The 26,431-nt window shown below is 71.0% G+C and carries 21 protein-coding genes and 1 tRNA gene; 14 read left to right on the forward strand and 8 right to left on the reverse strand.

What is annotated here, in order from left to right:
- The first annotated feature begins 10 nt into the window (after window positions 1-10).
- From J2S35_RS03860 to J2S35_RS03905, 10 genes are all read left to right on the forward strand, one after another.
- Window positions 11-673 (forward strand): response regulator, encoded by a 663-nt coding sequence (locus J2S35_RS03860; RefSeq protein WP_309850033.1) that lies wholly within the window; start codon window positions 11-13, stop codon window positions 671-673.
- 144 nt (window positions 674-817) lie between these two features.
- The gene (locus J2S35_RS03865) at window positions 818-2,263 is read left to right on the forward strand and encodes an amino acid permease (protein WP_309850034.1); all 1,446 of its coding nucleotides are present in this window, start codon (window positions 818-820) and stop codon (window positions 2,261-2,263) included.
- Between the two features lie 72 nt (window positions 2,264-2,335).
- Window positions 2,336-2,803, forward strand: coding sequence for a 23S rRNA (pseudouridine(1915)-N(3))-methyltransferase RlmH (locus J2S35_RS03870; RefSeq protein ID WP_309850037.1), 468 nt, complete (start codon window positions 2,336-2,338; stop codon window positions 2,801-2,803).
- Window positions 2,804-2,854: 51 nt separating this feature from the next.
- Window positions 2,855-7,825: an Lhr family ATP-dependent helicase gene (locus tag J2S35_RS03875; protein ID WP_309850040.1), complete on the forward strand. Its 4,971-nt coding sequence runs from the start codon at window positions 2,855-2,857 to the stop codon at window positions 7,823-7,825.
- Window positions 7,822-9,924, forward strand: coding sequence for a DUF6541 family protein (locus J2S35_RS03880; protein WP_309850043.1), 2,103 nt, complete (start codon window positions 7,822-7,824; stop codon window positions 9,922-9,924). The genes J2S35_RS03875 and J2S35_RS03880 overlap by 4 nt, the downstream gene beginning before the upstream one ends.
- The gene (locus J2S35_RS03885; RefSeq protein ID WP_309850045.1) at window positions 9,921-10,868 is read left to right on the forward strand and encodes a pseudouridine synthase; all 948 of its coding nucleotides are present in this window, start codon (window positions 9,921-9,923) and stop codon (window positions 10,866-10,868) included. The genes J2S35_RS03880 and J2S35_RS03885 overlap by 4 nt, the downstream gene beginning before the upstream one ends.
- 59 nt (window positions 10,869-10,927) lie before the next feature.
- Window positions 10,928-11,734, forward strand: coding sequence for a hypothetical protein (locus J2S35_RS03890; protein ID WP_309850048.1), 807 nt, complete (start codon window positions 10,928-10,930; stop codon window positions 11,732-11,734).
- 66 nt (window positions 11,735-11,800) lie between these two features.
- Window positions 11,801-12,727 (forward strand): DUF1684 domain-containing protein, encoded by a 927-nt coding sequence (locus J2S35_RS03895; RefSeq protein WP_309850050.1) that lies wholly within the window; start codon window positions 11,801-11,803, stop codon window positions 12,725-12,727.
- 26 nt (window positions 12,728-12,753) lie between these two features.
- Window positions 12,754-13,947 carry a glycoside hydrolase family 76 protein gene (locus tag J2S35_RS03900; RefSeq protein ID WP_309850052.1) on the forward strand — a complete coding sequence of 398 codons (1,194 nt, stop codon included), beginning with the start codon at window positions 12,754-12,756 and terminating at the stop codon, window positions 13,945-13,947.
- On the forward strand, window positions 13,944-14,480 hold the full coding sequence (locus J2S35_RS03905) for an NUDIX hydrolase family protein (RefSeq protein ID WP_309850054.1): 537 nt from the start codon (window positions 13,944-13,946) through the stop codon (window positions 14,478-14,480). The genes J2S35_RS03900 and J2S35_RS03905 overlap by 4 nt, the downstream gene beginning before the upstream one ends.
- 52 nt (window positions 14,481-14,532) lie before the next feature.
- Here the strand turns inward: J2S35_RS03905 and J2S35_RS03910 are convergent, their stop codons facing one another.
- Window positions 14,533-15,612: an FUSC family protein gene (locus J2S35_RS03910; RefSeq protein ID WP_309850057.1), complete on the reverse strand. Its 1,080-nt coding sequence runs from the start codon at window positions 15,610-15,612 to the stop codon at window positions 14,533-14,535.
- 41 nt (window positions 15,613-15,653) lie between these two features.
- Here J2S35_RS03910 and tgt point away from each other — a divergent pair, with 41 nt between their 5' ends.
- A complete protein-coding gene (gene tgt, locus J2S35_RS03915; RefSeq protein WP_309850060.1) occupies window positions 15,654-16,919 on the forward strand; it encodes a tRNA guanosine(34) transglycosylase Tgt in 1,266 nt (421 codons plus the stop codon).
- A gap of 144 nt (window positions 16,920-17,063) precedes the next feature.
- Here tgt and J2S35_RS03920 read toward each other — a convergent pair whose 3' ends face one another.
- Window positions 17,064-17,732: a queuosine precursor transporter gene (locus J2S35_RS03920; protein ID WP_309850063.1), complete on the reverse strand. Its 669-nt coding sequence runs from the start codon at window positions 17,730-17,732 to the stop codon at window positions 17,064-17,066.
- Window positions 17,733-17,958: 226 nt separating this feature from the next.
- Here J2S35_RS03920 and J2S35_RS03925 point away from each other — a divergent pair, with 226 nt between their 5' ends.
- Window positions 17,959-19,557, forward strand: coding sequence for a DHA2 family efflux MFS transporter permease subunit (locus J2S35_RS03925; protein WP_309850065.1), 1,599 nt, complete (start codon window positions 17,959-17,961; stop codon window positions 19,555-19,557).
- Window positions 19,558-19,569: 12 nt separating this feature from the next.
- On the opposite strand, the gene J2S35_RS03930 is transcribed toward J2S35_RS03925, so the two are convergent.
- Both J2S35_RS03930 and J2S35_RS03935 read right to left on the reverse strand, forming a co-directional pair.
- Entirely contained in the window at window positions 19,570-20,211 is a 642-nt protein-coding gene (locus J2S35_RS03930; protein ID WP_309850067.1) for a LytR C-terminal domain-containing protein, read from the reverse strand.
- 2 nt (window positions 20,212-20,213) lie between these two features.
- On the reverse strand, window positions 20,214-20,513 hold the full coding sequence (locus tag J2S35_RS03935; RefSeq protein WP_309850070.1) for a type II toxin-antitoxin system VapB family antitoxin: 300 nt from the start codon (window positions 20,511-20,513) through the stop codon (window positions 20,214-20,216).
- A gap of 133 nt (window positions 20,514-20,646) precedes the next feature.
- On the opposite strand from J2S35_RS03935, the gene J2S35_RS03940 reads away from it, so the two are divergent.
- Window positions 20,647-21,474 (forward strand): HAD hydrolase family protein, encoded by an 828-nt coding sequence (locus tag J2S35_RS03940; protein WP_309850072.1) that lies wholly within the window; start codon window positions 20,647-20,649, stop codon window positions 21,472-21,474.
- A gap of 24 nt (window positions 21,475-21,498) precedes the next feature.
- Here the strand turns inward: J2S35_RS03940 and J2S35_RS03945 are convergent, their stop codons facing one another.
- Both J2S35_RS03945 and J2S35_RS03950 read right to left on the reverse strand, forming a co-directional pair.
- Entirely contained in the window at window positions 21,499-22,092 is a 594-nt protein-coding gene (locus J2S35_RS03945; RefSeq protein WP_309850074.1) for an anthranilate synthase component II, read from the reverse strand.
- The gene (locus J2S35_RS03950; RefSeq protein ID WP_309850076.1) at window positions 22,089-23,597 is read right to left on the reverse strand and encodes an anthranilate synthase component I family protein; all 1,509 of its coding nucleotides are present in this window, start codon (window positions 23,595-23,597) and stop codon (window positions 22,089-22,091) included. The genes J2S35_RS03945 and J2S35_RS03950 overlap by 4 nt, the downstream gene beginning before the upstream one ends.
- Before the next feature lie 155 nt (window positions 23,598-23,752).
- On the opposite strand from J2S35_RS03950, the gene J2S35_RS03955 reads away from it, so the two are divergent.
- Window positions 23,753-24,616, forward strand: a complete 864-nt coding sequence (locus J2S35_RS03955; RefSeq protein ID WP_309850077.1) for a hydroxymethylpyrimidine/phosphomethylpyrimidine kinase — start codon at window positions 23,753-23,755, stop codon at window positions 24,614-24,616.
- Between the two features lie 74 nt (window positions 24,617-24,690).
- Here the strand turns inward: J2S35_RS03955 and J2S35_RS03960 are convergent, their stop codons facing one another.
- Complete coding sequence (locus J2S35_RS03960) at window positions 24,691-26,067, reverse strand: Fic family protein (protein WP_309850078.1); 1,377 nt, start codon at window positions 26,065-26,067, stop codon at window positions 24,691-24,693.
- Between the two features lie 188 nt (window positions 26,068-26,255).
- Window positions 26,256-26,340, reverse strand: a tRNA-Ser gene (locus J2S35_RS03965).
- Between the last annotated feature and the right edge of the window lie 91 nt (window positions 26,341-26,431).

A 26,431-nucleotide genomic window follows, 5' to 3' on the forward strand; every position in this document is an offset into this window, starting at 1 on the left:
GGAGCCCCGCATGCTCACCGTCCTCGTCGTCGACGACGACTACCGCGTGGCCGACCTCCACGCCGAGATCGTCGCCTCCACCCCCGGGTTCCGCGCGCTCCCGCCCGCCCACACCCTCGCGGCCGCCCGCGACACCCTCTCCCGCGAGCGCGTCGACCTCCTCCTCGCAGACCAGTTCGTCCAGGACGGGCGCGGGGTGGACCTTGTGGGCGCCTTCCCCGGGGACTCCATCCTCATCACCGCGGACCGCTCGCGGGCGACGACGAGGCTTGCGCTGACGCGAGGCGCCCTCACGGTCCTCTACAAGCCGTTCGCCGCGCGCGAGCTCGCAGACCGCCTCACCGCCTACGCCCGCCGGCGCCGCATCCTCGACGCGTCCGGCGACCTGGACCAGGAGACGCTGGACCGGGCCCTCCGGGCGTTCCTCGCGCCCAAGCAGCAGGCCGACGCGATCTCGGGCAACGCCACGCTGGCCCGGTTCCGCGAGATCCTCGCCGCAGAGCCGGCCGGGATGACCGCCGCCCAGGTCGCGGAAGCCGCCGGTGTCTCCCGCCCCACGGCCCAGCGCCACCTGGCGGCCGGGGCCCGTGCGGGCTCGCTCGCGCTCGAGCTGCGGTACGGGAGCACGGGCCGGCCCGAGCATGTCTACCGGCTGAGCGGCCAGGACCGCTGACGGCACCGGGCCCCGGCGGCGGGCCCCTGACGGCGGGGGACGGGTGAGGCGGGTCGTCGTCGGCCCATCACGAGCGCCAGGACGGAGTACTCTGAACTACCAACGAACGCCGCGATGGCGCGGCGCCGATCCCCTGGAGGACTCGTGTCCAGTGTTGCACCCGCCGAATTGCCCGCCGCGACTGGCGAGCCGAAGGAGGCGCAGCTCGCGCCGGGCCTGAAGAAGCGCCACATCTCGATGATCTCCATCGCGGGAGTCATCGGCGCGGGCCTCTTCGTCGGCTCCTCGAACGCCATCGCCGTGGCCGGGCCCGCCGTCCTCATCTCCTATGCGCTCGCGGGCACGCTCGTGGTCCTCGTCATGCGGATGCTCGGCGAGATGGCCGTGGCCAACCCGGACACGGGCTCGTTCTCCACCTACGCGGACCGGGCGCTCGGGCGCTGGGCCGGGTTCTCGGTGGGCTGGCTGTACTGGTGGTTCTGGGTGCTCGTCATCCCGTTCGAGGCCATCGCCGCCGGCGAGATCATCGCCGGCTGGACCGGTCTGCCCGCGGTTCTGCCGACGCTCCTCGTCATCGCGCTCCTCGTGGCGAGCAACCTCATCTCCGTCAAGAACTACGGCGAGTTCGAGTTCTGGTTCGCGCTCATCAAGGTCGTGGCGATCATCGCGTTCATCGCCATGGGCGTCGCCGCGATCTTCAACCTCCTGCCGAACCAGCAGAGCCACGGCCTGGCCCACCTCACGAGCCACGGGTTCATGCCCGCCGGCGTGACCGCCGTGGCCACCGCCATGATGACGACGATGTTCTCCTTCATGGGCACCGAGATCGTCACGATCGCCGCCGCCGAGTCCAAGAACCCCGAGGCCGGCATCACGAAGGCCACGAACTCGGTCATCTGGCGCATCGGCATCTTCTACATCGCCTCGATCTTCATCGTCGTGGCCCTCGTGCCCTACACGTACTTCGACAAGACGACGAACCCCGACGGCCTCGGCACCTACGGCGCCGCCCTCGCCGCCATGGGCGTGACGCCGGAGATCGCCCGCAACCTCGTCAACGTCATCGTCCTGTTCTCGGTGGCGTCCTGCCTCAACTCGGCTGTCTACACGGCGAGCCGAATGTCCTTCTCCCTCTCGCGCCGCGGGGACGCGCCCGCCGCGTGGTCCCGCGTGACGAAGCAGGGCGTGCCCGCGGTCTCCGTGCTCGTCTCCACGGCCGTGGCGGTGGTGGCCGTCGTCCTCAACTACACCGGGGCCCAGAGCATCTTCAGCGTCCTCCTCCAGACGTCCGGCGGAATCGCCCTCCTCGTCTACCTCGTCATCTGCTTCACGCAGCTCGCGTCCCGCCGCCGCCTCGAGGCCGAGGGCCGGATCGGGGCGGTGCGCATGTGGGGCTTCCCCTACGTGACGATCGGCACCATCGTGGCCATCATCGCGATCTGCATCCTCATGCTCACGGGGTCCTCCCGCATGGACTTCGTCTACTCCGCCATCCTTGCGGCCATCACCATCGCGGCCGGCGTCGTCGTCCAGAAGCGCTCAGGCAACCGCCACGGCGCGACGGACGTCACAGTCCCCGGCGGTCACTAGGCGGCCGGAGGGGCCGCCGGGCAGACTGGAAGGCCGGGGCCGGCGGCCGGCCCGCCGACGAGAAGGAGAGTCATGACCCTGCGAGTCCTCATGGTGGGGCGCAAGCACGAGTCCTGGGTGGTCGAGGGGATCGAGCGGTATGAGAAGCGGCTCGCCAAGCCGTTCGATCTCGCCTGGCAGCCGCTGCCGCACTCCGCCAAGAGCGGGGACGCGGCGAGGAGCGACGAATCGGATGCGATCCTCGGCAAGCTCACGGGAAAGAACGCCAAGGACTTTGTCGTGCTGCTCGACGAGCGCGGGCGGAACATTGACTCCCCCACGCTCGCGACGACGCTCCGCGGCCCGTTGGACCGCGGACGCAGCGTGACGCTCGTCATCGGCGGCGCCTACGGGGTGGATGATCGGGTCCATGCCCGTGCGGACTTCGTGTGGTCGCTCTCGAAGCTCGTGTTCCCGCACCAGCTCGTGCGACTCATCCTCGCGGAGCAGGTCTACCGGGCCCAGGAGATCGCCGCAGGGCGCCCGTATCACCACGTCTGAGCGGCGGGCTGCACGCTCATCGTGTCCACCCCTCGTGGAATGATCGAACACATGCCTGACATTCTTGAGCGCTTCACCGAGTCCACCAGACGGTGGTTCCTCGACGCGTTCTCGAACCCCACCCCCGCGCAGGCGGCCGCCTGGGAGGCGGTCAGCGGGGGCCAGGACGCCCTTGTCGTGGCGCCCACGGGCTCCGGCAAGACCCTCTCCGCATTCCTCTGGGCTTTGGACGGCTTCTTCCGGCGCGCGGCGGCAGGCGGCGGGGAGCCTCAGCTGCCGGGCATGCCTGAGGTGCCGGGCGGCATGAGGAGGACGACGCCGGGCCGCGGGGAGGGGACCCCGCCGGCCGGTTCCGAGGAGGCCCCGGGAGGCACGCGCGTCCTCTACATCTCACCGCTCAAGGCCCTCGGCGTGGATGTGGAGCGGAACCTGCGCTCGCCGCTCATCGGCATCCGGCAGACGGCCCTGCGGCTCGGGCTGCCCGCCGCCGAGGTCACCGTGGGCGTCCGCAGCGGCGACACCCCGCCCAACGAGCGCCGCCGCCTCGCCACCCACCCGCCGGACATCCTCATCACCACGCCCGAGTCCCTCTTCCTCATCCTCACGTCGAAGTCGCGGGGCACCCTCGCGAACGTGGACACGATCATCCTGGACGAGGTCCACGCGATCGCCGGGACCAAGCGCGGCGCGCACCTCGCGGTCTCTCTCGCGCGGCTGGACGCCTACCGGGCGTCGCGGGGGCGGCCGCGCGCGCAGCGGATCGGCCTCTCCGCCACCGTGGAGCCCCGCGAGCTCGTCGCTGAGTTCCTGAGCGGCGGGAAGCCGTGCGCCATCGTGGCCCCGCCCTCCGGGAAGATCTGGGATCTCACGGTGACCGTTCCTGTGGAGGACCTTGCCTCCCTGGGTGGCGGGAGGGCCGGCCACACCTCGAATCCCACCTCAGCGGCGGCAGCAGAGACCGCCCCGGCGAGCACCCCGGAAGAGGACTTCCCCACGTTCGCGGACACCCTCGCGGCCTTCACACCCCCCTCCCGCCCGGCGCTGACCGGCCATGGGACGGGCGCCGAGCAGAAGGGATCGGGGTTCTCTCCCGACGCCTCAATCTGGCCCCACATCGAGGAACGTCTCGTGGACCTCATCCTCGAGAAGCGCTCCACGATCGTCTTCGCCAACTCCCGGCGTCTGGCCGAACGCCTCACGGGGCGCCTCAACGAGATCTACGCGGACCGTCTCGGTTTCGGGCTCGAGGACCCGTGGGCACCGTCGTCGCCCCCTGCCCAGGTGATGGCGCAGGCAGGCGCGTCCCCCGCTACCCCCGAGGACGCGCCCCTGCTCGCCCGCGCGCACCACGGTTCAGTGTCCAAGGACCAACGCTCGGAGATCGAGGAGGGGCTCAAGCGCGGTGACCTGCGCTGCGTGGTGGCCACGAGCTCGCTGGAACTCGGGATCGACATGGGCCTCGTGGACCAGGTCCTCCAGGTGGAGTCCCCGCCGTCCGTGGCGAGCGGCCTCCAGCGTGTGGGCCGCGCGGGGCACGGCGTCGGCGAGGTCTCCCGGGGCGTGTTCTACCCGAAGCACAGGGGAGATCTCCTCACGACCTCCGTGACGGTGATGCGGATGCTCGAAGGGCGCATCGAGCCGGTGCGCATCCCCCGCAACCCCCTCGACATCCTGGCGCAGCAGACCGTGGCCGCCTGCGCCCTCGAGCCCATCGGGGTCGAGGACTGGTACACGACCCTCACCGCGAGCGCCCCGTTCCTCAACCTCCCCCGCTCGGCGTACGAGGCCACCCTGGACCTGTTGAGCGGCCGGTACCCGAGCGACGAGTTCGCGGGCCTCCGCCCGCGCATCGTCTGGGACCGTGTCGCCGGGACCCTCGAGGGGCGCCCAGGGGCTCAGCGCCTGGCCGTGACAAGCGGCGGAACCATCCCGGACCGCGGTCTCTTCGGCGTCTTCCTGGCCTCAGCGGACGGGGAGCGCGGAGGCAAGCGGGTCGGCGAGCTCGACGAGGAGATGGTCTACGAGTCCCGGGTCGGCGACGTCTTCGCGCTCGGTGCGACGAGCTGGCGCATCGTCGACATCACCCATGACCGAGTTCTCGTGACGCCGGCGTTCGGCGAGCCCGGGAAGCTGCCGTTCTGGCATGGGGACGCCGCCGGGCGGCCCGTGGAGCTGGGGCGCGCGCTCGGCGAGTTCCTCCGCGAGGCCGGCGGCCCGGGCGGCATGCCGGAGAGCATCCGGGAGCGGCTTCGGCAGACGGGCCTGGACCCGTTCGCCCTCGGCAACCTCGAGCGCTACCTCGAGGACCAGCGCTCAGCCACCGGGGCCGTCCCCACGGAGCGCACGCTCGTCGTCGAGCGGTTCAAGGACGAGATCGGCGACTGGAGGATCGTCCTCCACAGCCCCTACGGCATGCCGGTTCATGCCCCCTGGGCGCTCGCCGTGGGCGCGCGTGTGCGGGAGACGCACGGCATGGACGCCTCCGCCATGGCGGCCGACGACGGCATCATCCTCCGCGTCCCCGCCGGAGACGGGGAGCCGCCTGGGGCTGAGCTGTTCCTCTTCGAGCCGGACGAGATCGAGGACATCGTCACCCGCGAGGTGGGCGGCTCTGCGCTCTTCGCCGCCCGCTTCCGGGAGTGCGCTGCACGGGCCCTGCTGCTGCCGCGGCGGGACCCGGGCAAGCGGACGCCCCTGTGGCAGCAGCGCCAGCGCTCGTCCCAACTCCTCCAGGTGGCCCGCTCCTACCCGTCCTTCCCCATCATTCTCGAGACCGTCCGCGAGTGTCTCCAGGATGTCTACGACCTGCCCGCGCTCGTGGGGATCTTCCGCCAGGCGGACCGCAGGGAGATCGCGTTCCTCGACGTCTCCACGCCGGAGCCCTCCCCGTTCGCGAAGTCTCTCCTCTTCGGCTACGTGGCCACGTTCCTCTACGAGGGAGACGCCCCGCTCGCCGAGCGCCGCGCGGCGGCGCTCGCCATGGACCCCGCGCTGCTCAACGAGCTGCTCGGACGAGTCGAGCTGCGGGAGCTGCTGGACGAGGAGGTCGTCGCGACCGTCGAGGGCGAGCTCCAGCGCACCCTCCCCGACCGCCGGCTCGTGGGCGCCGAGGGAGCCGCTGATCTTCTACGCCTCTTAGGCCCCCTCACCATCGAGGAGGCCGCCGCGAGGATGCGCGCGGACCGCACGTCCGAGGCGGCCCTTGCGCCCGCCGAGGCGCACGCGGCTCTTGAGGAGCTCGCCGTCGCGCGCCGCGCGTTCGTCACCCGGCTCGCGGGGCGGCCCGTGTACGCGGCGGTCGAGGACGCGGCGCGGCTGAGAGACGCGCTCGGCGCCCCGATCCCCCACGGGGTTCCCGTGGACTTCCTCGAGCCCGTGGACCGGCCCGTCGAGGACCTCGTGGCCCGGGACGTGCGCACACACGCGACCATCACCATCCGCGAGACCGCAGACCGCCTCGGACTGGGCCGCGCCGTGGTCCGAAGCACGCTGGCCACGCTTGTGCGCGAGGGCCGGGTCGTCGAGGGGGCATTCCGGCCCACGGGCCGCGGAGACGAGCCAGAGTTCTGCGACGCCGACGTCCTCCGCTCCATCCGCCGCCGCTCCCTCGCGCGCCTGCGCAAGGCCGTGGAGCCCGTTGACTCAGCGACGCTCGGCCGGTTCGTGCCCGCCTGGCACCACATCCTCGGCGCATCCCAGGACGCGCCGCACGCTCGCGGGACAGATGCCGTCATCCTCGCGGCGGAACAGCTCACAGGGGCGCCCCTGCCCGCCTCCGCCCTGGAGAGCCTCATCCTGCCCTCCCGCGTGCCGGACTACGCGCCAAGCATGCTGGACGAGCTCCTCGCGGCCGGCGAGCTTGTCATCCAGGGCCACGGCGCCATCGGCTCCGCAGACGGGTGGGTCTCCCTCCACCTCGCGGAGACGGCCGAGCTGACCCTGGCCCCGCCACAGCGACTCCCCCCAGACGAGCCCCAGGACCTCCCAGGGGAGCTGCTCGCTCGCATGCTCGCCTCCGGCGCCTCCTTCCCGCGAGCCCTGGCCGAGGCCTCGATCCCGCGAACTGGCCTGCCCGTCCCAGGCCCTGCCCTCTCGCAAGCCCTGTGGGAGCTCTTCTGGTCTGAGTCCATCACCGTTGACTCGTTCGCACCGGTGCGTGCGCGCCTCAACGGAGGGGGCCGTTCGGCCCATGCCACGGCCGCGCCGTCCCCCCGCGCCCGCACCCTCCGCCGCGGCCCGTCCCGGCGCGGTTCCCTGCGGGCGCAGCTCGTCCGGGACACCTCCGGCGTGGGTCTCGGGGCTGGCTCGGCGCGGGAGCCCGAGACCGCCTTCCCCTCCGATATCGCCGCCCGCTGGTCCCTCCTCCCCGCCGTGGAGCCGGACCCCACCCTCCGGATCGCCGCCCGAACTCACGTCCTCCTGGACCGCCACGGCGTCCTGACCCGTGGCGCGGTGGCCACCGAGGACGTGCCGGGAGGGTTCAGCGCCGTCTACCGCGTGGCCAGCCGCCTCGAGGAGACCGGAGCCGTGCGCCGCGGATACTTCGTCGAGAAACTCGGCGCATCCCAGTTCGCGGCTCCCGAGACCGTGGACGGGCTGCGCGCGTGGACCCACGAGTCCCTGACCGTGCCGGGCACCGCCCAGCGGGGTTTCGTCCCCGCCGTCGCCCTCGCGTCTACGGACCCAGCCAACGCCTACGGAGCCTCCCTGCCGTGGCCGGAGACCGAGGGGCACCGGCCAGGGAGGAAGGCGGGCGCCGTCGTCGTCCTCGTGGACGGGGAGCTCTGCCTGTACGTGGAGCGGGGTGGGCGCTCGGCCCTGACGTTCTCCGAGGACGCGGGCGTGCTGGCCCGGGCCGCCCAGGTCTATGCAGCTGCGGTCCAGCGCGGGAGAATCGGCCCGCTGAGCATCGAGAAGGTCAACGGAGAAGAGCTGGCCGGGCCTGCGGGCAGCCCCTTCACCGCTGAGCTAGTCCGGCACGGGTTCTACGCCACCCCGAAGGGCGTGAAGTACCGCCCATGACGCCCCAATTCACCGACACCTGGCTCGGAGCCCTCCCCGCGGTCCTGTTCACGGTGACCATCGTCTTCGTGCCCGGCCTCGTCACGGGCGCCGTCTTGCGCTTGAGACGCTTGACCCTCCTGGCGGCCGCCGCCCCGCTCACCGCCACGAGCGCCGGACTCGGCGCCGTCGCGTTCGAGGCACTCGGCCTGGGCTGGGGCCTGCCGCAGCTGGCCGTCTCCACGCTCGTCGTCTCGAGCCTCGCGTGGGGCCTGCGCGCAGTGGCGGAAGCACGCTTCCCACGCCTCGACACCGCGAGAGACACGCCCCAGCCCCACGCACCGCCGGGCGCCCCGGCGCCCTCCTGCTCGCAGGCCGCTTCCGCCCGGACCGGGAGCCACGCGGCGCCCGCCGTCCCGCGCTTCCGCGCCGCCGTGGCTGCCCTCTCCGTCGCGGTGCCAGCGGCCGCTGTGGCCGCCATGGTCCTCTCCATGATTCCGCGCCCGTCCCTCCTCGCGCAGGCGCATGACACGATCTTCCACGCCCCCGCAGTGGAGCACATCGTCTCCGCGGGCCTCGGCTCGTCCCTCACGCTCGGCGTGCTCGGCTACGACCCTTCCCTCAGCTTCTACCCCGCCGCGTGGCACGACCTCGCTGCCCTGGCCCCGCTCTCCCTGGGCACCGACATCCCCACAGCCATGAACGCGCTCAACCTCGTCATCGCCGCGCTCGTGTGGCCCGTGAGCGCGGTGTGGTTTGCGCGGACGGCCCTGCGCCCCCGCCCGCTCGTCGGCCTCTCCGCAGGCGTCGCCGCGGCCGCCATGCCCCTCTTCCCGTACTTGCCCCTCCAGTTCGGGGTGATCTACCCGTTCCTCTTCGGCGTGGCCGTCCTTCCCGCGGTCCTGGGCTTCGCGCTCCTCGTCCTCGGCGGCGCGTCCTCGAGCGGCGTGGAGCCCGCCACCGCTCTGCGGGCCGGGCTCGTGCTGGCCCTCGGCGGCCCCGGCGTCGTCCTCATCCACCCCAGCATGGTCAACACGGCCGCACTCATCCTGACCCCCTGCGTCCTGATGGTGTGGCTGGGCAGGGGCCGCGGGCTGCGGCGGCTGCTGGCGAGTGCCGCCTGGCTCGCGGGCCTCGCGGCCCTGTGGATCTTTGTGAGGCCGGGGCGGCGCGCGGCGTCCAACTGGGAGCGTCAGGGGGACCCGCAGGCCGCGCTCTGGGACAGCGTGGACCAGTCCCACCTGACGTACCCGCCCTCTCCGGTGCTCGCTCTCGGCCTCGCCGCAGGCCTCCTCCTCGCTGTGGTCTGCAGGCGATCCCGCTGGCTGGCCCCCGCGTACGTGCTGCTCGTCGCGGCGTACGCCGTCGGGTCGTGGGGCGGCGGCGGGGATCCCCGGTGGGCCCTGACGGGGGTCTGGTACAACGACTACTTCCGGATCGCCGCCCTCGCCCCCGTCGTCGGCGTCCCGCTGCTGGCCCTGGCCCTCTCCGCGGCTGTTCGCGCGGCGGCATGGTCTGCGGAGGCCCTGGTACATTCAGTCCGACGACGGCGCCTGGCGGCCCGCGAAGCGCCCACTCGAGGATGGGGCGTGCTCGGCGGAGCCGCCGCGGGCCTCATCCTCACGGCGCTGCTCATCCCCCTCAGCCCGGGGCTCGAACGCTCCCTCGCGGACGGCCGTGAGAAGTACGCCCTGACAGAGTCGTCTTCACTCGTGACGGCGGACGAGGTCGCGCTCATGCGGCGGCTCGGCCAGCGCGCGAGGAACGGCGCCGTCGTGGCCGGGGACCCCCTGACGGGCGCGGGCCTCGCCTCCCTCTACGGCCCCGTCACAGTGGTCCAGCCCACCAACAGCCCCGCCTCCACGGAGGCCGGGCGCTACCTCATGACCCACCTGGACCAGGCCGCCACGAACCCGGCCGTCTGCGCCGCGGCCCGGAGCCTGCGCCTCGACTATGTCCTCGACTTCGGGCACCAGAGCGTCAACGGGTCCCAGCTCGTGTATCGTCCGGGATTCGTTAACCTCGGCGAGAGCCGCGGCTTCGTCGTCGTCGACCGCGAAGGAGACGCCCGCCTCCTCAGACCCGCCGCCTGCGACCCAGGCTGGAAGGCACCCTCATGATCCAGAGCCCGCTGCCCGTGAAGGACGGCGTCAACGCCACCCGACTCCGCCTGCCTGCCGAGGGCCCGTGGGAGACGGTCCTTGAGTACGTCCTCGAGCGCTTCGGCCACGTTGACCCGGAAAGCATGCGGGCGCGCTTCCTCGCGGGCGAGATCGTCGACTCCTCCGGGCGAGCCGTCACGGACACCACCCCGCTCGGCTCCGTCGAGGCCATCTGGTACTACCGCTCCGCACCCAGGGAGACGCCCATCCCCTTCGACGTCACCGTGCTCCACGAGGACGAGCGGCTCCTTGTGGCCGACAAGCCGCCGTTTCTGCCCACGACCCCGGGCGGGCGGTTCGTGCAGCAGTCCGCGCTCGTGAGGCTGCGCCGGAAGCACGGGCTGCCCGAGCTCACTCCGCTCCACCGCCTTGACCGCCTGACCTGGGGCGTGGTGCTCTTCGCCAAGCGGGCCGAGGACCGGGGCCTCTACCAGCGCCTGTTCGAGGAGCGCCGAATCGAGAAGCGCTACGAGGCGATCGCACCCCATCCCGGCGCGGACATCGCGGAGGCCGTGGACGGGGACGGGCTCCACGTTCGCAGCCGCCTGCTCAAGGCCCGGGCCCACCTGCGCGCCTATGAGGAGCCCGGCGCGCCCAACGCCCACACGGAGATCCACCGCGAGCAGCCTCTCGATGCCGCCACGAGCCTCTACCGCCTCACTCCCCACACGGGAAAGACGCACCAGTTGAGGCTGCACATGGCCGGGGTCGGGCTCGGGATCATCGGGGACCCGTTCTACCCGGACCTGTTGGACGAGGCCCCGGACGACTACGCCCGCCCCCTGCGCCTTTTGGCCCGCTCCGTGGAATTCACGGACCCGGTCACGGGGGCTCAGCGCCGGTTCGAGTCCGCCCTCCGGCTGGACCGCCCGCCGGAGCCGTGCCCCCGTATGATGGAGTGACATGGGGCTGGCAGACGCCGCCCCAATTCCCCAAGATCCCGATAAGGCGCACTGATCCGATGCAGGAACAGCTCGACGACTACGAGTACGAGGACGTGCCGGAGGCCCCGGCCCGCAGTTCTCGCTGGCCGCTTCTCGTTGCCCTGGTGGCCGCTCTCCTCGCCGTCGGCGGGGCAAGCGTCGTCGGCGGCCCGGTCGCGGGCATCCTCGTCGGGTCCATCGTCGTGCTCCTTGCTGCCGCCTACATCTTCATCACGGGCCGCGTCGCCTGGCTCACGGGCCGCGAACAGCGCGTTCCCAAGCGCGGCGCGGGCGTGCTCTTCCTCGGCGGCGGCCTCGTGCTCGTGGCCCTCGCCTCGGTTCTGGGCGGCGGCGGCGGAATCTCGGGCGGCGGACCGGTCATGAAGGGCGGCCCCACGGTTCCCGCGCCTCAGGCGTCGGAGAGCGTCACGCCGACGACGACGGCGTCCGCCACCGCGACCCCCACGAAGTCGGCCACCCCGTCCAAGAGCCGCCCCGCCACGCCGAAGGCCAGCGTCGCCCCGCAGCCTGAGTGGACGCAGCCGGCCCCGACGCAGCCCGTCTGGACTCCTCCGGCCACCACGGCGCCCGCGCCCCCGAGCAAGGCTCCGTCGACGCCGAAGCCCACGACACCGAAGCCCACGACCCCGGCCCCCAGCACTCCCAAGCCCAGCGCCCCGGCGTCGACGCAGGCGCCATCTACCCCCAAGCCCTCGGCTCCGGCGCCGCAGCCCTCTGTCCCCACCGTGCCTGCACCCTCAGCCCCTGCCGGCGCGACACCCGCGGCGCCGCCCACCAAGAGCGCGCTCAGCCCGTCCTCCCCCGCCGCCTCCCCCACTCCCTAGCCACACGGGGTGCCGCCCGGTCGCTGACCGCGAGCGCGCCCCGCAGGCCCAGCGAAAGGATGCCGCATGCCCGCTCTCGAGTTGACGCCCGAGTTCTTCACCCCCGTTGTGCCCGCGTGGGCCAGCCCGGAGGAGCAGGAGTGGGCCTCGTGGCGGGGCCAGCGCCTGTCCGGGCTGCACGCGCCGCACGGCTGGCTCACGGTGGCCTCGTACGAGTGGCTGCCGGAGGCCCCTGGCCGGCTTGAGTCCGTCCCGGGCCTGTGGTCCGCCGCGGACGGCGTGGCCCGTGTTGAGGCTGCCCCGGGCCTCATGGGGCCGTCCGGCGAGCCGTTCGAGGGGGGCACGATCCGGCTCGACGAGGGGTCCTCGGACATCGTCGCGTCCTTCGATGCTGCCGAGTGCCCCTTTGACTCGGTCTTCCGGGGCGGCGGCCGGTCCCGGGTCGACTCTGGCCTGGTCCAGGTTGAGCTGGGCGTCCGCGGCGGCCGGTACATGGTCCGCACGCGCCGCCACAACCCTGAGCTCGCGCACGTGCCCACGTTCCCGTTCGATCCTGCATGGGTCGTGTCGGCGGTCTTCGAGCCTCTCCCGGTGCCGTACACGGAGCATGTGGAGACGGCCCGCGCGGACACGGTGGTGCCCACGCGCATTGTCGGCACGGTGCGCTTCCACGTGCCGGGTCTGGCGAGCGAGGTCGTCGCGGCGGTGGAGGAGAGCGGCTCCGGCGCGGGTGAGAGCAGCTTCTCCCTCACCTTCCGGGATGCGACGAGCGGGACGACGACGCCGGCCTGGCGGTTCGTGACCGTGCGCGTCTTCGCAGAGCCGTCCGAGGACGGGTGGGCGCCGGGCGAGTACAACGCTGTCATTGACTTCAACCGCGCGCTGGACTACCCGATGGCCTTCACGCCGTTCGCGGTCTGCCCGGCCCCTGTGGCTGGCAACACGATCCCTGCCCCTGTCACGGCGGGCGAGAAGGCGCTGCCCCGCGTCTAGGCGTCCGGGGTCATTAGGCTGGAGACATGTCGATCGCTTCCTCTCCTCGTTCCAGCACCCCGCCCGATCGCCCTGAGGGCTTCTCGACGGTTGCGTCGGCAGCGGCCCGCTCGGTCATTCGGCATTTCGGGGGCCCCCTGCTGGGCCTGCCCGGCACCCACTTCGCGGCTGTGTCGCGGCCCGGCTCGGTCAACAACCCGGCCAAGCCGTTCCATTACTGGTGGCAGGCCCATTACGTGGATGCCCTCGTGGACGTGGGCTGGCGGGAGCTCTCGACGGGGGAGCGTGTCAATGGGCCTGAGCGGCCGAGCGCAGGCGAGCTTGCGTCCCGCACCGTCAAGACGCTCGTCGGCCGGAACTTCTTCCGCATCACGAACTCGTATTACGACGACATGGCCTGGGCCGCTCTTGCCATCGGGCGTCTTGACGCCCTGGCGCGCGCTGCGGGCAAGCCTGGCCCGGGTGAGCGGCTCAAGCTGCGCCACGCGTTGACGGACCAGCTCCTCTCGGCGGCCACCGAGGACATTGGGGGCGGCCTGTTCTGGCACACGAAGCGCACGTTCAAGAACACGGCGGCCACGGCCCCTGCCGCCTTGCACTTCGCCCGCCTGGCCGGCGAGGGTGAGCCGGATCTGGGGCCCCGCGCCCAGTCGCTCGTGGACTGGCTTGAGAGCCATGTCGTGGACGAGCGCGGCCTGTACCGGGACGGCATCCAGATCAACGAGGGCGCCACGATCGTCGAGGAGGCGGTCTACACGTACAACCAGGGCCCGGTCCTCGGGGCGCTCCTCGAGCTTGGCGGGGAGGCGAACCTCGCCCGCGCCGCCCGCACGGTGGAGGCCGTCAAGGCCCACCTGACGCAGCGCCGGTCCCATGTCCTCACAACCCACGGGACGGGCGACGGCGGCCTCTTCACGGGCGTCCTCGCACGGTACCTGGCCCTCGCGGCCACGGACGAGCGTCTCCCGGAGGCCACGCGGAACCGTGCGGCCCTCATGGTGACGACGACGGCGGACCGCCTGTGGGAGGGCCGCGGCGAGCGCTGGGCCAAGACCGGCATCATCACCAAGCCTGAGCGCGTCCTCGTCTTTCCCCGGACCCCGGGGGCGATGGCCGCGGAGGAATACCCTGGACAGAGCGTCGTCGAGCTCTCCACGCAGCTTCAGGCGTGGATGATCTTCGAGGCGGCCGCAGCGATCGAGGAGCACCACAGCGCATGAATCTTCGCACCCCTGACCAGAACCCCGGCTGGATGTCGGAGGACACGCTCTTCGACGTGCGCCAGCTTGTGCCGATCGTCTACGTGGAGGCGCTGCCGGTCCGTTTGGATCCGCTGGGCTGCGTGTCCGAGGTGGGCCTGCTGTTCACGGCTGACGGCGGTGAGATGACGCGCGCCTTCGTCTCGGGCCGGGTGCGGCACCGGGAGACGATCCGGGCCGCGCTGCTGCGCAATCTGGAGAAGGACTTGGGGCCGCTGGCGATGCCCCAGCTGCCGGCCTCGACGGCCCCGTATGCGGTGGCCGAGTACTTTCCGGCCCCCTCGCAGTCGGGCCTGACGGATGAGCGCCAGCACGCCGTCGCCCTCGAGTACGTGGTGCCCGTCCAGGGGACGTGCACGCCCCGGCAGGACGCGCTGGAGCTGTCCTGGCTCACGCCGGACGAGGCGCTGACGGAGTCGGTGCTCGCGGAGTTCACGGGCGGGCGCGGGGAGCTGCTGCGGCAGGCTCTCGCGCATGTCGGCTGGGGGCGCTGAGGCCCGCCTCGGCCGCTGGCTCAGCCCCCTCGCCCCTGGGCTCCCTCCGGCCTCAGGAGCGGGGCGTGCGTCCCCGCGGGCGGGTGCGGGAGGAGCGCGCCAGGCGGTTTCCGACGACGTCGGGGTGCCGCACGGCGAGAAGCACGACCATGCCGACGAGGCTGCCCAGGATGGTCTCCCCGATCCGGTCTCGCAGGAGCGTCCGGGGGTCCAGCTGGCCTGAGAGGCTGATGGACAGCAGGGCCAGCGGCGTCACGAACATCTGGGCCAGCAGGTAGTGGCGGACGATGAAGAACTCCACGAGAAACTGGCACACGCCCACGGCGGCGACGATCCCCCATGGGCCCAGGTTGAGGGCGAGGACGATCGCGAGGGGGATGAGGCCGAGGAGCGTGCCGAGGACGCGCTGCGTGCCCCGGAAGACGACGTGGCGGGCCCGGATGGCCTGGAGGGGAACGACCGCAGCGACCATCGCCCAGTAGGTGTGCCCGAGCGCGGCCGTGGGCCCGGCCAGGAGCGAGATGAGCCCGGCCGCCCCGGCGACGAGCGCGTTCATGCCGCCTTCGACGGCGGCGCCGCGCAGGTGAGAGCGGTCCAGCACAATCCGGGGGATCTCCCACCGGGGCCGCGTGCCCGGCCGGTAGTTCGCGGCCGCGCCCACGAGGATGCCGAGGAGGGCCGCGCCGCCGGCGGCCGCCATGCCCTGCCACAGAGGCGGGTGCTGCGGCAGGGAGGAGATCGCCGCGAAGGCGAAGATGTGGAAGAGGGAGCCGCTCGGACGGAACACGGCGAGGTGGGCGATGGCCGCGCAGACGCCGGCGACGAGGGTCGTGGCGACCACGAGCAGCCAGGGCTCCCAGTGCCCCAGGACGAGGTGGCCGAGCATCGCGGCGCCGATCACCGCGATCATGAGGCCTGCGGCGCGCGTCTGGGTGACGAGGCGGCCCATGAAGTCCGCGCCTCGCCCGTAGACGCCCGTGAACGCGCCGAACACCGCGAAGACCATGAGGTCCATGCGGCCGAGGGCCATGAGCGTGCAGAGGGGGACGAGGACGCCGACGGCGCAGCGCCACCCGGCCTCGTGGTCCCGCAGACCGGGCTCGAACTTCACGAAATCCCGGAGCGTCTGCATTCGCCCAGTCTACGTGGGGGCGGGCCTGCGAGAATGGAGAGGTGCATCCCAAAAACAGCCGCGACAGCTTCCAGTTCTCCGTCTCGAGCCGCCTCGCTGACACGAGCGGGCAGGACTTCGCCGGGCGCACCGGCACCATCCGGACGCCCCACGGAGACATCCAGACGCCCGCGTTCATTCCGGTGGGCACCAAGGCCACGGTCAAGGCAGTGACCCCGGAGGCCGTCCGGGACCTCGGCGGGCAGGCGATCCTCGCGAACGCCTACCACCTCTACCTCCAGCCGGGGCCGGACATTCTCGACGAGGCGGGCGGGCTTGCAGCGTTCATGGGGTGGCACGGCCCGACCTTCACGGATTCGGGAGGGTTCCAGGTCATGAGCCTCGGAGCCGGGTTCAAGAAGGTCATCAGCATGGACGCGGTGCACGCGCCGGGCGCGGATGACGCGGTCGCCCCAGGCAAGGAGCGCCTTGCCCACATCGACGACGACGGCGTCTGGTTCACGTCCCATCTCAACGGAGACCGCCACCGCTTCTCCCCCGAGATCTCCATGCAGGTCCAGCACAAGCTCGGCGCGGACATCATGTTCGCGTTCGACGAGCTGACGACCCTCCAGAACTCCCGCCGCTACCAGGAGGACTCGCTGGAGCGCACGCGGCTCTGGGCGAAGCGGTGCATCACGGAGCACGAGAAGCTGACGCGGGAGCGCTCGCACCGGCCGTACCAGGCCCTCTTCGGCGTCATTCAGGGCGCCAACTACGAGGACCTGCGTCGGAAGGCCTGCCGGGACCTGGGCGCCATGGACTTCGACGGCTTCGGGCTCGGCGGCGCGCTCGAGAAGGAGGAGCTCGGGACCATCGTGCGCTGGTGCGCGGAGGAGCTCCCCGAGGACAAGCCGCGGCACCTCCTCGGCATCTCAGAGCCGGACGACCTCTTCTGGGCCATCGAGAACGGCGCGGACACGTTCGACTGCGTCTCCCCCACCCGCGTGGCCCGCAATTCGGCGTTCTACACGCGGGACGGCCGTTTCAACCTTTCGGGGGCCAAATACAAGCGGGACTTCGGGCCCCTTCAGGACGGCTGCGCGTGCTACACCTGCACCAATTATTCGCGCGCCTACATCCATCACCTGTACAAGGCGAAGGAGATGCTGTCTCACACGCTCATCTCCATTCACAACGAGCATTTCATCGTCTCGATGGTGGACCGGGCCCGCGCCGCCATGCAGGACGGAACGTACCGCGAGGTCCGGGACGACGCGCTCGGCGCCTACTACGGCGCCATTCCTGACCGCCTGCGCCTGCCCTGAGCGGCGGGTCCACCAGTCCCGCCCGCTCCTGGGCGCGCCTCCCCTGACCTGCGGGGACGACGACGCGCCAGCCGCCGCCGTCGGCCTCATTGGAACGCACAGACGCCGCTTCAGGCGACCAGCGAGCTCAGGCCACGACAGTGTTTAGGCGACCTCGCCGTAGGTGGGCTCGGAGCGCTTGACCCAGGCGATGACGAGGCTCGTCACGGGAACAAAAAGGTACTCGACGAGAGTCTTGTACAGAAAACCCACGATGAGGTAGTTCAGGAAGTCGCCGAACGTCGTGATGCCGATCACGCCCGCAGCGATCGTGCAGAAGACGAGCGTGTCCACGAACTCGCCCACGCCCGTGGAGCCCATGAGGCGGGCCCAGAGGCGCTTCTCGCCGGAGCGGAGCTTCATCCGCGTCATGATCCAGGCGTTGATCGTCTGACCGCAGAGGAAGCCGAGCAGGGACGCGAGGACGATCTGCGGAACCGGGCCCAGCGTGGCCGCAAGCGCGTCCTGCCCCTCGTAGAACGAGGCGCCGGGGAGCGCGATAATGATCCAGTAGCAGAGACTCGCGAAGACGGAGAGGCCGAAGCTCGTGAAGATCGCGACGCGGGAGGCGCGGAACCCGTAGACCTCGCTGACGACGTCGCCCAGGATGTACGCCAGCGGGAAGAGGAAGAACCCGCCGTCCGTGATGATGCCCCCGAACTCCACGCCCTTCGACGCCCCGATGTTCGAGAGGATGAGGACGACTGCCATGACGGCGACGAAGATCGCATAGCGGGGGCTGCCGGCTGCGGCGAAACGGGGGCGGGTAGGCACGAATTCTCCTTGGGGGCGCCCCTGCGCGTCACTGGCGGGGCGGGTGGTCTGACGATGTCATCGGCGCGCGGCGCCGGGGCCAGACGCTGCCCCGCCTGGCTGAGACTCAGTCTAGTGGACGGCCCCCTCCGCCCGCGGCCGGGAGGCGCTGCCGCCGAAGGCCGGTCAGGCGACCTTCACGTGGAAGGATGGGCAGTCCCCCACTGTTGTGTCCGAGAGGAACCCCATGTCCGCTGCGCAGCCCACCGCGCCACCGTCCACCGTCGAGGTCAGCGAGAGCTCGGCCAACGCAGCCCTCTGGGCTCTGCTCATCGGGTTCTTCATGATCCTCGTGGACTCCACGATTGTCACGACGGCGATGCCGGCCGTCATGCACAGCCTCCGCACGGACATCAACGGCGTCGTCTGGGTGACGAGCGCGTACCTGCTGGCCTACGCCGTTCCCCTCCTCATCACCGGGCGCCTCGGCGACAGGTTCGGGGCGAAGCGGCTCTACCTCACGGGCCTGGCCGTCTTCACGGCGGCCTCGCTGTGGTGCGGGCTCGCGCCGGACATCGGCCAGCTCATTGTGGCCCGCGTCTTCCAGGGCCTGGGCGCCGCGATCATGACCCCGCAGACGATGGCCATCATCACCCGGGTGTTCCCGCCGCACAAGCGCGGCGCCGCCATGGGCATCTGGGGCGCCACGGCGGGCGTCGCCACACTCGTCGGCCCCATCCTGGGCGGCGTCCTCGTGGACACGCTCGGGTGGGAGTGGATCTTCTTCGTCAACGTGCCCGTGGGCGTCTTCGCGTTCTGGCGCGCACTGAGGGCCGTGCCGTCCCTCCCGACGTCGAGGCACGCGTTCGACTGGCTCGGCGTCGCGCTCTCCGCCGCCGGCATGTTCCTCCTGACGTTCGGCATCCAGGAGGGCAAGGCGCACGAGTGGGGCACGCTGACCGGGTTCATCACCATCCCCCTCGTCATCGGCGCGGGCGCAGTCATCATGGGGGTGTTCGTCGTATGGCAGGCCGTCAACCGCCGACAGCCGCTCGTCCCCTTGCGCCTGTTCAACGTGCGGAACTTCTCGCTCGGCAACGCGGCCATCTTCTTCGTGGGCCTGTTCGTCACGTCCATGGCGTTCCCCATCATGATCTACATGCAGAACGTCCGGGGCCTCACGCCGACTCAGGCCGCCCTCATGCTGGCGCCCATGGCCGTGGTCTCCGGCGTGCTCGCGCCGCTCGTCGGCCGCCGCCTTGCCACGGCCCGTCCGGGCACTTATGCCGCATTCGGTGCGGGCATGAACGCCCTGGGCCTCTTCCTCTACTCGTGGCAGATGAAGCCGGAGACGCCGCTCTGGGTGTTCTTGGTCATCGCGGCAGTCATGGGCGTGGGCAGCGGATTCATGTGGGCGCCCCTGTCCATGGGCACCACGAGCGCGCTGTCCCGCCACGAGACGGGCGCGGGCTCGGGCGTCTACAACGCGGTCCGCCAGTTCGGCGCGGTCCTCGGATCGGCGCTCATCGCCGTCCTCATGGAGTCCCGCATCGCGGAGCAGATGAACGAGCTTGCCGCATCCATGCCTCCCGAGGCGCGGGCCCACGCGGCAGGCGCAGCGGCCGGTGGCGAGGGCGCGCTCATGGGCGGTGTCCTCCCGGATGCGCTGCACGGGGCGTTCTCGACGGCCCTGGGGCAGTCGCTCCTCGCACCCGCTATCGCAGCTCTCGGCGCCGCGGTCATCGCGGTCTTCATGAACCGCCCCAAGGCGCCGACCCCGCCGCCCGGGGGCGCCCTCTCTGTGGCCGGCGGCGCCGGAGCCGCTGCCGAACCGCGGCGCCCCTGACGCCTGCGCCCCCTACTTGCAGATGAGCCCGCCGTCCCCGGTCTTGACGTCCTCGTTGAGGCTGGGGACCTCGTCGAGCAGGAAGACGTCGACGGTGTTGGACTTGCGGGTGTCGTCCTGCTGGAACACGGCGTCGGGGAGCTGGCGCTGCACCGCGAGCGCCTGGGGCAGGACGGACGAGCGGGCCTTGATGACGGCGGTGACGGACGCCCGCCCCGGCATCTCGAGGCGGCCGGTGTAGTTCCCCACGGTCCCCACCTTGAAGTGTCGCTTCTTGAACTCGTCGGCGATGGTGCCGGCCATGCCGGGGCGCGGGGTCATGTTGAAGACGTTGACCGTCGTCGAGGACGCCTCGGCGGGGGTGACGGACGAGGTGCACACGTTCTTGGCCATGGGGTCCTCGTTGGCCTTCATCCGCGCGGTGATCTGGCTGACGACGATCGCTGCGACCACGCCGGCGAGCAGCACCACGGACAGGACGGCGACGCCGATGAGCTGGCGGCGGCGGCGCTTGCGGTACCGGGCGGCCCGGTCTTCGCGGCGGGGCTCTTCGCGGCGCGCGGCGGCGGGGGCGGAGTACTCGGCGGGCAAGCTGGAGAGATCGGCCGGGGTGGAGCCGTTGGGGGCCTCGGGGGAAGAAGGCGGAGTTGGCACGGTCAGTCTTTCACGGTGAGGACTCGGGCATGGAGGAGGGAACGTTGGTGCAGGGCCACGCGCACGGCCCGGTGGAGGCCGTCCTCGAGGTAGAGGTCCCCGCGCCATTCGACGACGTGCGGGAACAGGTCGCCGAAGAACGTGGAGTCCTCCGCGAGGAGGGAGTGCAGGTCCAGGGTGGCCTTCGTCGTGATGAGCTGGTTCAGGCGGACCTGGCGTGGGGCAATCGTCATCCAGTCACGCGACGTCACAACCCCGTGCTCAGGGTAGGGACGGGAGTCGCCGACAGCTTTGAAGATCACCGTCTCATTCTAGGTCTCGGAGCTGGGCAATCCCCCCGTCCACGGCGTCCCCGGGCAGACTGTCATTGAATTGAGACAATCCCTCTCGGCGGCCTCGTCAGCACAGTTCGCGCGCACCGCCTACGATGAGCACATGAGTACCCGCTACGCCCTCCTTCTTGATGTCGACGGCCCCATTGCGTCCCCTGAGTCCCGGCGGGTCCGCCCCGAGATCACGGACGCCTTGACGCGCTTGTCCCAGGCGGGCACTCCGCTGGTCTTCAACACCGGCCGCTCGGACGCCTTCATCAGCCAGACGGTTCTGCCCGGCCTGACGGTGGGCTCCGAGGGCGCCCCCATCCACGCGATCTGCGAGAAGGGCGCCTCCTGGTTCACGCTCACGAGCTCGCGGGAGAGCGAGCTCCACGTCGACGAGTCCCTTGTCCTCCCCGAGGCCCTCCGCTCGGAGATCCGGGACCTGACGGGCGAGTTCGCCGACTTCATGTTCTTCGACGAGACCAAGCGGGCCATGATCTCGGTGGAGCAGAACACGGACGTGCGCAACGAGCTGTACCAGCGTGTGCAGGCGGGCTTTGACCAGAAGGCCGCGGAGGCGGTTGAGCGGCACGGCCTCTCGGACCGCGTCCGGCTCGATCCCACGATCATCTCCACGGACATCGAGGACTCCCGCGTGGGCAAGGACTTGGGCGCGGACCGCGCGCTTGAGCTGCTGCGCGCGGACGGCCTGGACCCGGCGGACTACGTGTGGCGGACGGTCGGTGACTCCCGCACGGACTACGCCATGGCGGACCGCCTCCACGAGCTGGGCCTCACGGTGGCGCACGTGGACGTGCGCCCCTCGGACGGCATCCCGGAGGGTCGGCCGTATGAGGTCCTCACCTATGAGGGTCTTCTTCATGACGACGCCGGACTGGCGTTCCTCGAAGAGCTGCTCGCCAGCCTGGGCCAGCCCGGCCAGTAGCCGGCCAGGGCGGGCCCGGGACGCTTAGAGGGCCGAGCGGAACCCCGGCACGTACGTCTCGAAGAACCCGGCGAAGAGGTTGATCCCGTCCTGCGTGGTGATGGACTCGGGGTGGAACTGGACCGCCTCGACGGGCAGGGACCGGTGGCGGACGCCCATGATGTAGCCGTCGTCGGTGGAGCGGGAGGTGACCTCGAGCTCGTCGGGGAGCGTCGCGTCCTCGATGATGAGCGAGTGGTACCGTGTCACGACCTGCTCTGCGCGCGCCTTGGAGAACATCCCCTTGCCGTCGTGCGTGATGGGCGAGGTGCGCCCGTGCATGATGTGGGACGCCGGGGAGACCGTGGCGCCGTAGCGGCAGCCGATCGCCTGGAGCCCGAGGCAGACGCCCATGATGGGGATCTGGTTCTCGAACGTCTTGATGAGCTCGACGTGGCCCGAGTCCAGCGGGTGCCCGGGGCCGGGCCCGAGCACGAGGACGTCCGGGTTCATCGCCGCGATCCGCTCCGGGTTCTCCGGGTGGGAGCGGACGACGACGGGCTCCGCGCCGATCCCGGCGAGGTACTGCTCGATGACGTGCGAGAAGCTGTCGAACGGATCGACGAGGACGGTCTTCACAGGATCTCCTTCCCCGTCACGGCCCAGAAGGTCGCGCCGAGCTTGGTCAGGGTCTCGCGCCATTCGGCGGCGGGGACGGAATCCGCGACAATGCCCGCGGAGGCCCGGAGGACGTAGGAGTCCTCGCGGTGGACGGTCATGCGGATGGACAGGCCGAGGATGGTCCACCCGCCGAAGCCGATGAGACCGAACGCGCCCGCGTAGAACCCGCGCCGGGACAGCTCGAGGCTCTCGATGATCTCCATGGCCCGGACCTTGGGCGCGCCCGTCATGGTGCCGGCGGGGAAGCACGCGCGGATGACGTCGTACACGTCCGCGTCCTCCCGCAGCTCGGACACCACGTTGGAGACGATGTGGAACATGTGCGAGTACTCCTCGATGACCATGAGGTCCGGGACCTCCACGCTCATCGGGACGGAGACGCGGCCCATGTCGTTGCGGCACAGGTCCACGAGCATGATGTGCTCGGCCCGCTCCTTGGGGTCCGCGAGGAGGGCCGCCGTGGCCTTCTCGTTGGCGGGCCCGTCCACGGCAGGGTCCCCCGTCATGGATCGGCGGGCCGTGCCTGCGATGGGGCGCATCGTGGCCGTGGTGTCCTCGAGGCGGACGAAGAGCTCCGGGGACGCCGAGAGCATCGTGTGCCCCGCCACCGGGATGAGGCTCATGTACGGGGACGGGTTGCGGTCCCGGAGCCGGCGGTAGACGTCGACGGGCGTGATGCCGCTGCGGACCGTGATCTCGTGCCCAATCTGGACCTGGTAGATGTCCCCCACGCGGATGTGCTCCAGGCACCGGTCCGCGAGCTCCAGGAAGACGTCCTCGGTCATCTCGTCAGAGACGCTCTCCGGCTCCGGCGGGGCCTTCAGCTCAGGGAGCGACGACGGGGCCGACTCAAGGACAGCGCAGAACTCCTCGGGGTCCACGTCTGGCCACTCGGCACTCGAGGCCACGCTGACCCGCGCCTGCCCGCCCTCCGGGCTGCACGCCACGAGCGCGTGGACAAGGCTGAACGCGGCGTCCGGGACGGCGTTCTCCTTGTCCGGGATGACCCGCGGGAGCTGCTCGATGTAGCGGACCGCGTCATAGCCGTAGAACGCCATGACACCGAACCCGAACGAGTCCGCCGAGCGCGGGACGTCGAAGCACGTGTCCAGCACGCGCGGCAGATCCCAGAGGGCGGCGTCAGAGGTGAGCCGGGAGGCGTCGTCGACCACTCCGGCCGCGCGCAAAGCCGCCCGCGCGCGGGAGACGAGGGGCGCATGACCCTCGAACTCGACCTCGCCGCGGCGCACGCTCACCTCGAGAAGGCCAGTGAGGCCGAGGAGGCTCGCCCGGCGGTCCGCCAAGGGGCCCGAAAGGGACTCGAGAAGGAAGACGCGCTCCTCGCCGTACGCCTCGCGGAGGGCGAGGGTGGCGCTCAGGGTGTCGTCCACCCGGCTCATACGCTCCTCAACCCGCACCGCAAGGGGTGGCTTGGGGGCGTCGGTCAGGGGTGTCTCGCTCACAGTGATCCTCACTCGGCAGGGCGCGGGTTTCGGGGTTGGTCCCATTTTAGTGCCATATGGGCGCGCGCACCGATTCGCGGTCACTGTGTGGATAACTCGTTCTCGGCGCCCAGCCAGGGGCTGACCCACCCAGTCGTGCGGTGTTAAATGGCCTTATGACTGAGAACACCGCCCAGACGCCCGAGGATCTCTCCGCTGACGACCTGTTCGTCCCCGCTCACGCCCTGACCATCGCCGGCTCGGAGGCCACCGGCGGCGCCGGGGGCCAGGCGGACATCAAGACGTTCCAGGAGCTGGGCGTGTTCGGCTCGCTCGCTCTGACCGTCATCGTCTCCTTCGACCCCGAGAACGAGTGGAACCACCGCGTGTTCCCGCTGCCGCAGGACGTCATCGCCCAGCAGCTCCAGACGAACTTCGCGGCGTTCGACTTCGACGCGGTGAAGATCGGCATGCTCGGCTCCCCCGACACCATCCGGACGGTGGGCGAGGCTCTCGGCCAGCACAAGCCGGACAACCTCGTCCTTGACCCCGTGCTCATCTGCAAGGGGCAGGAGCCCGGCCACGCCCTGGACACGGACCGCGCGCTGACGGCCACGATCCTCCCCCACGCTGACTTCGTCACGCCGAACCACTTCGAGGCCCTCGCGCTCTCCGGCATGGACGAGATCACCACCGTGGACCACCTCACGGAGGCCGCCAAGCGGATCTTCGACTCGTCCGGCGCGGTGGTTCTCGCCAAGGGCGGCGTCCGGCTCGAGGGCGCCGACGCCGTGGACGTGTTCTACGACGGCACCGACGTCGAGGTCCTCTCCGCGCCGAAGATCGGCGAGGTCCCGGTCTCCGGCGCGGGGTGCTCGCTGGCCGCCGCCGTCACGGCGGAGCTCGCCAAGGGGTCCACCCCGCTCGAGGCGGCCACCGCCGCCAAGGAGTTCGTCACCGCCGGCATCAAGCACCGCGTGGGCGGCCGCCTGCCGTTCGAGTCGTTCTGGCAGGGCGGGCTCGTCGCCGAGATGGGCTAGCCCCGCCGCCTCGAGGCCCCAAAACCTAAAAAAACCTAATCCCATTAGGTTTTAGGTTTTGGGGCCTCGTGCGTTCAGTGCTCCTCGCTCCCCGCCAGCGGTGACTGCTGGCCGGCCGCCTTGACCCGGGCCTCGATGTCCGGCCGAGCCCACCAGGTCACGGGCCGCTTCGAGGCCCCGCGCTCGACCAGCCCCATCCCCTCAAGCAGCTCGAGGTCGTTGCGAGCCGTCTGGGGCGAGACCCGGAACCTCGCCTGCGCCTCCTTCACGGTGATGCCGGCGGCGGGCTCACGCAGGAACGCGTCCAGAAGGCTCGTCTGACGGGCGTTCACGGTCCCTGCGGCGTCCCGGAGGGCCTGCTGAAGCGCCGCTGCCTCGGCCTGTTTCCGGGCGAGGTACTCGTCCAGCTCGTCCAAGGCCGTCACAAGGACCCGGAGCTGGTGGAGGATGAAGTAGGTCAGGTCGCCGTCGTCGTCCTCCGTCTTCTCATAGCTCAAGCCGTACTGGGCAGGCGCGGACTTGAGGGTCGAGGAGATGGCCAGGAACTCCGCGAGCCAGAACCCGTGGCGGAGCATGGACCAGTAGAAGACGGCCCGCGCAGTCCGGCCGTTGCCGTCCGCGAAGTAGTGGTCATACCCCACCATGAAGTGGCCGATGACCGCCCGAACCACCGGCGGGATGTACGGCACCTCGGCCGCCCCCTGGTTGACGAACGCGCACAGCTCCTCCAGCCGGGACGGCAGCTCCGAGGCGGGCGGCGGCACGTGCACGCACTGGTCACCGGCCCAGACCCTGACCCGTTCCGCGCTCTCCGGCTCCAGCCGGCCGGCGTCCTCCGGGTCATTGAGCGTGCCCTTCACAAGGATGCAGTGCAGGTCGAGGACCTGTCCCGGCTCGAGATCCCCGTCCTTCATCCCCATCATGGCTTGCATGGCCGCATAGTTGTTGACGATCATCCGCTCCGAGGTGTCCCGAGCCTCTCGCCCCGAGTCCAGGAGCTCCAGCGCAACGCGCCTGCTCGTCGAGGCCCCCTCGAGCTGGCTGGAGGAGATGGACTCCTCCACGAGGGAGCGCACCAGGTACTGATCGCGCCGGGACGGCGTCAGCGTCCCTTCTTTCACGACGACGGTGCCGCCGCTGCGCCGGGCCACCTCCTCGGCGAGGCGGAGTACCTCGTCCGTCATGGCGAACCAGAACGGCTCCCCGCTCTTCTGCCGGAGCGGAACCTCGCGGCGCTGGTGGAGCCGCTGCTGCTTGAGGACGAGCCACCACTCCTCGTGCGTGAGGTCTTCCGGTGGAGTCCGGCGGGTGAGCTCCTCCCAGTGGAAGTACCGGGAGTCGTCCACGACGCCGCCCGGGGCCGCCATGAGGGAGACGAGGTACGCAAGCCGGTCTGGCGGGATGACCTTCAGACAGTCGTCTCGGGATGGCGCGTGCTTGACGAGCGGCATGACTTCACCTAAACCTAAATCCGATTTGCTTTAGGTTAAGCTAGCACGCCAAGACGACCCCCTCTCGGCCTGCCTGCGGCAGGGGCACCGCGGGCGGCTTCGGCTGAGCAGACACATCCGCCCCGCCCCGGGCATGCAAGAAGCCCCGGACCACCACGTTTCCGTGGCAGTCCGGGGCTTCTCTCCGGCGGAGGATGGGGGATTTGAACCCCCGAGGGCGTGAACCCAACACGCGTTCCAGGCGTGCGCCATAGGCCGCTAGGCGAATCCTCCTTGGCATTCCCCGGAATGAACCGGGCAACTCGGATCACTATACCCGATCCCCCAGGGGTTGCGCGAGTCGAGTGCCGCCGCCCTCGGCGGC

Source organism: Falsarthrobacter nasiphocae (assembly GCF_031456275.1).
GTDB lineage: Bacteria > Actinomycetota > Actinomycetes > Actinomycetales > Micrococcaceae > Falsarthrobacter > Falsarthrobacter nasiphocae.

What these genes read in the sequence shown, in the direction of transcription:
- J2S35_RS03860 (WP_309850033.1), top strand. Translation starts at nt 11, where the DNA reads ATGCTCACCGTCCTCGTCGTCGACGACGACTACCGCGTGGCCGACCTC.
- J2S35_RS03875 (WP_309850040.1), top strand. Translation starts at nt 2,855, where the DNA reads ATGCCTGACATTCTTGAGCGCTTCACCGAGTCCACCAGACGGTGGTTC.
- J2S35_RS03955 (WP_309850077.1), top strand. Translation starts at nt 23,753, where the DNA reads ATGACTGAGAACACCGCCCAGACGCCCGAGGATCTCTCCGCTGACGAC.
- J2S35_RS03870 (WP_309850037.1), top strand. Translation starts at nt 2,336, where the DNA reads ATGACCCTGCGAGTCCTCATGGTGGGGCGCAAGCACGAGTCCTGGGTG.
- J2S35_RS03885 (WP_309850045.1), top strand. Translation starts at nt 9,921, where the DNA reads ATGATCCAGAGCCCGCTGCCCGTGAAGGACGGCGTCAACGCCACCCGA.
- J2S35_RS03960 (WP_309850078.1), bottom strand. Translation starts at nt 26,067, where the DNA reads ATGCCGCTCGTCAAGCACGCGCCATCCCGAGACGACTGTCTGAAGGTC.
- J2S35_RS03905 (WP_309850054.1), top strand. Translation starts at nt 13,944, where the DNA reads ATGAATCTTCGCACCCCTGACCAGAACCCCGGCTGGATGTCGGAGGAC.
- J2S35_RS03925 (WP_309850065.1), top strand. Translation starts at nt 17,959, where the DNA reads ATGTCCGCTGCGCAGCCCACCGCGCCACCGTCCACCGTCGAGGTCAGC.
- J2S35_RS03890 (WP_309850048.1), top strand. Translation starts at nt 10,928, where the DNA reads ATGCAGGAACAGCTCGACGACTACGAGTACGAGGACGTGCCGGAGGCC.
- J2S35_RS03895 (WP_309850050.1), top strand. Translation starts at nt 11,801, where the DNA reads ATGCCCGCTCTCGAGTTGACGCCCGAGTTCTTCACCCCCGTTGTGCCC.
- J2S35_RS03910 (WP_309850057.1), bottom strand. Translation starts at nt 15,612, where the DNA reads ATGCAGACGCTCCGGGATTTCGTGAAGTTCGAGCCCGGTCTGCGGGAC.
- J2S35_RS03880 (WP_309850043.1), top strand. Translation starts at nt 7,822, where the DNA reads ATGACGCCCCAATTCACCGACACCTGGCTCGGAGCCCTCCCCGCGGTC.
- J2S35_RS03940 (WP_309850072.1), top strand. Translation starts at nt 20,647, where the DNA reads ATGAGTACCCGCTACGCCCTCCTTCTTGATGTCGACGGCCCCATTGCG.
- J2S35_RS03900 (WP_309850052.1), top strand. Translation starts at nt 12,754, where the DNA reads ATGTCGATCGCTTCCTCTCCTCGTTCCAGCACCCCGCCCGATCGCCCT.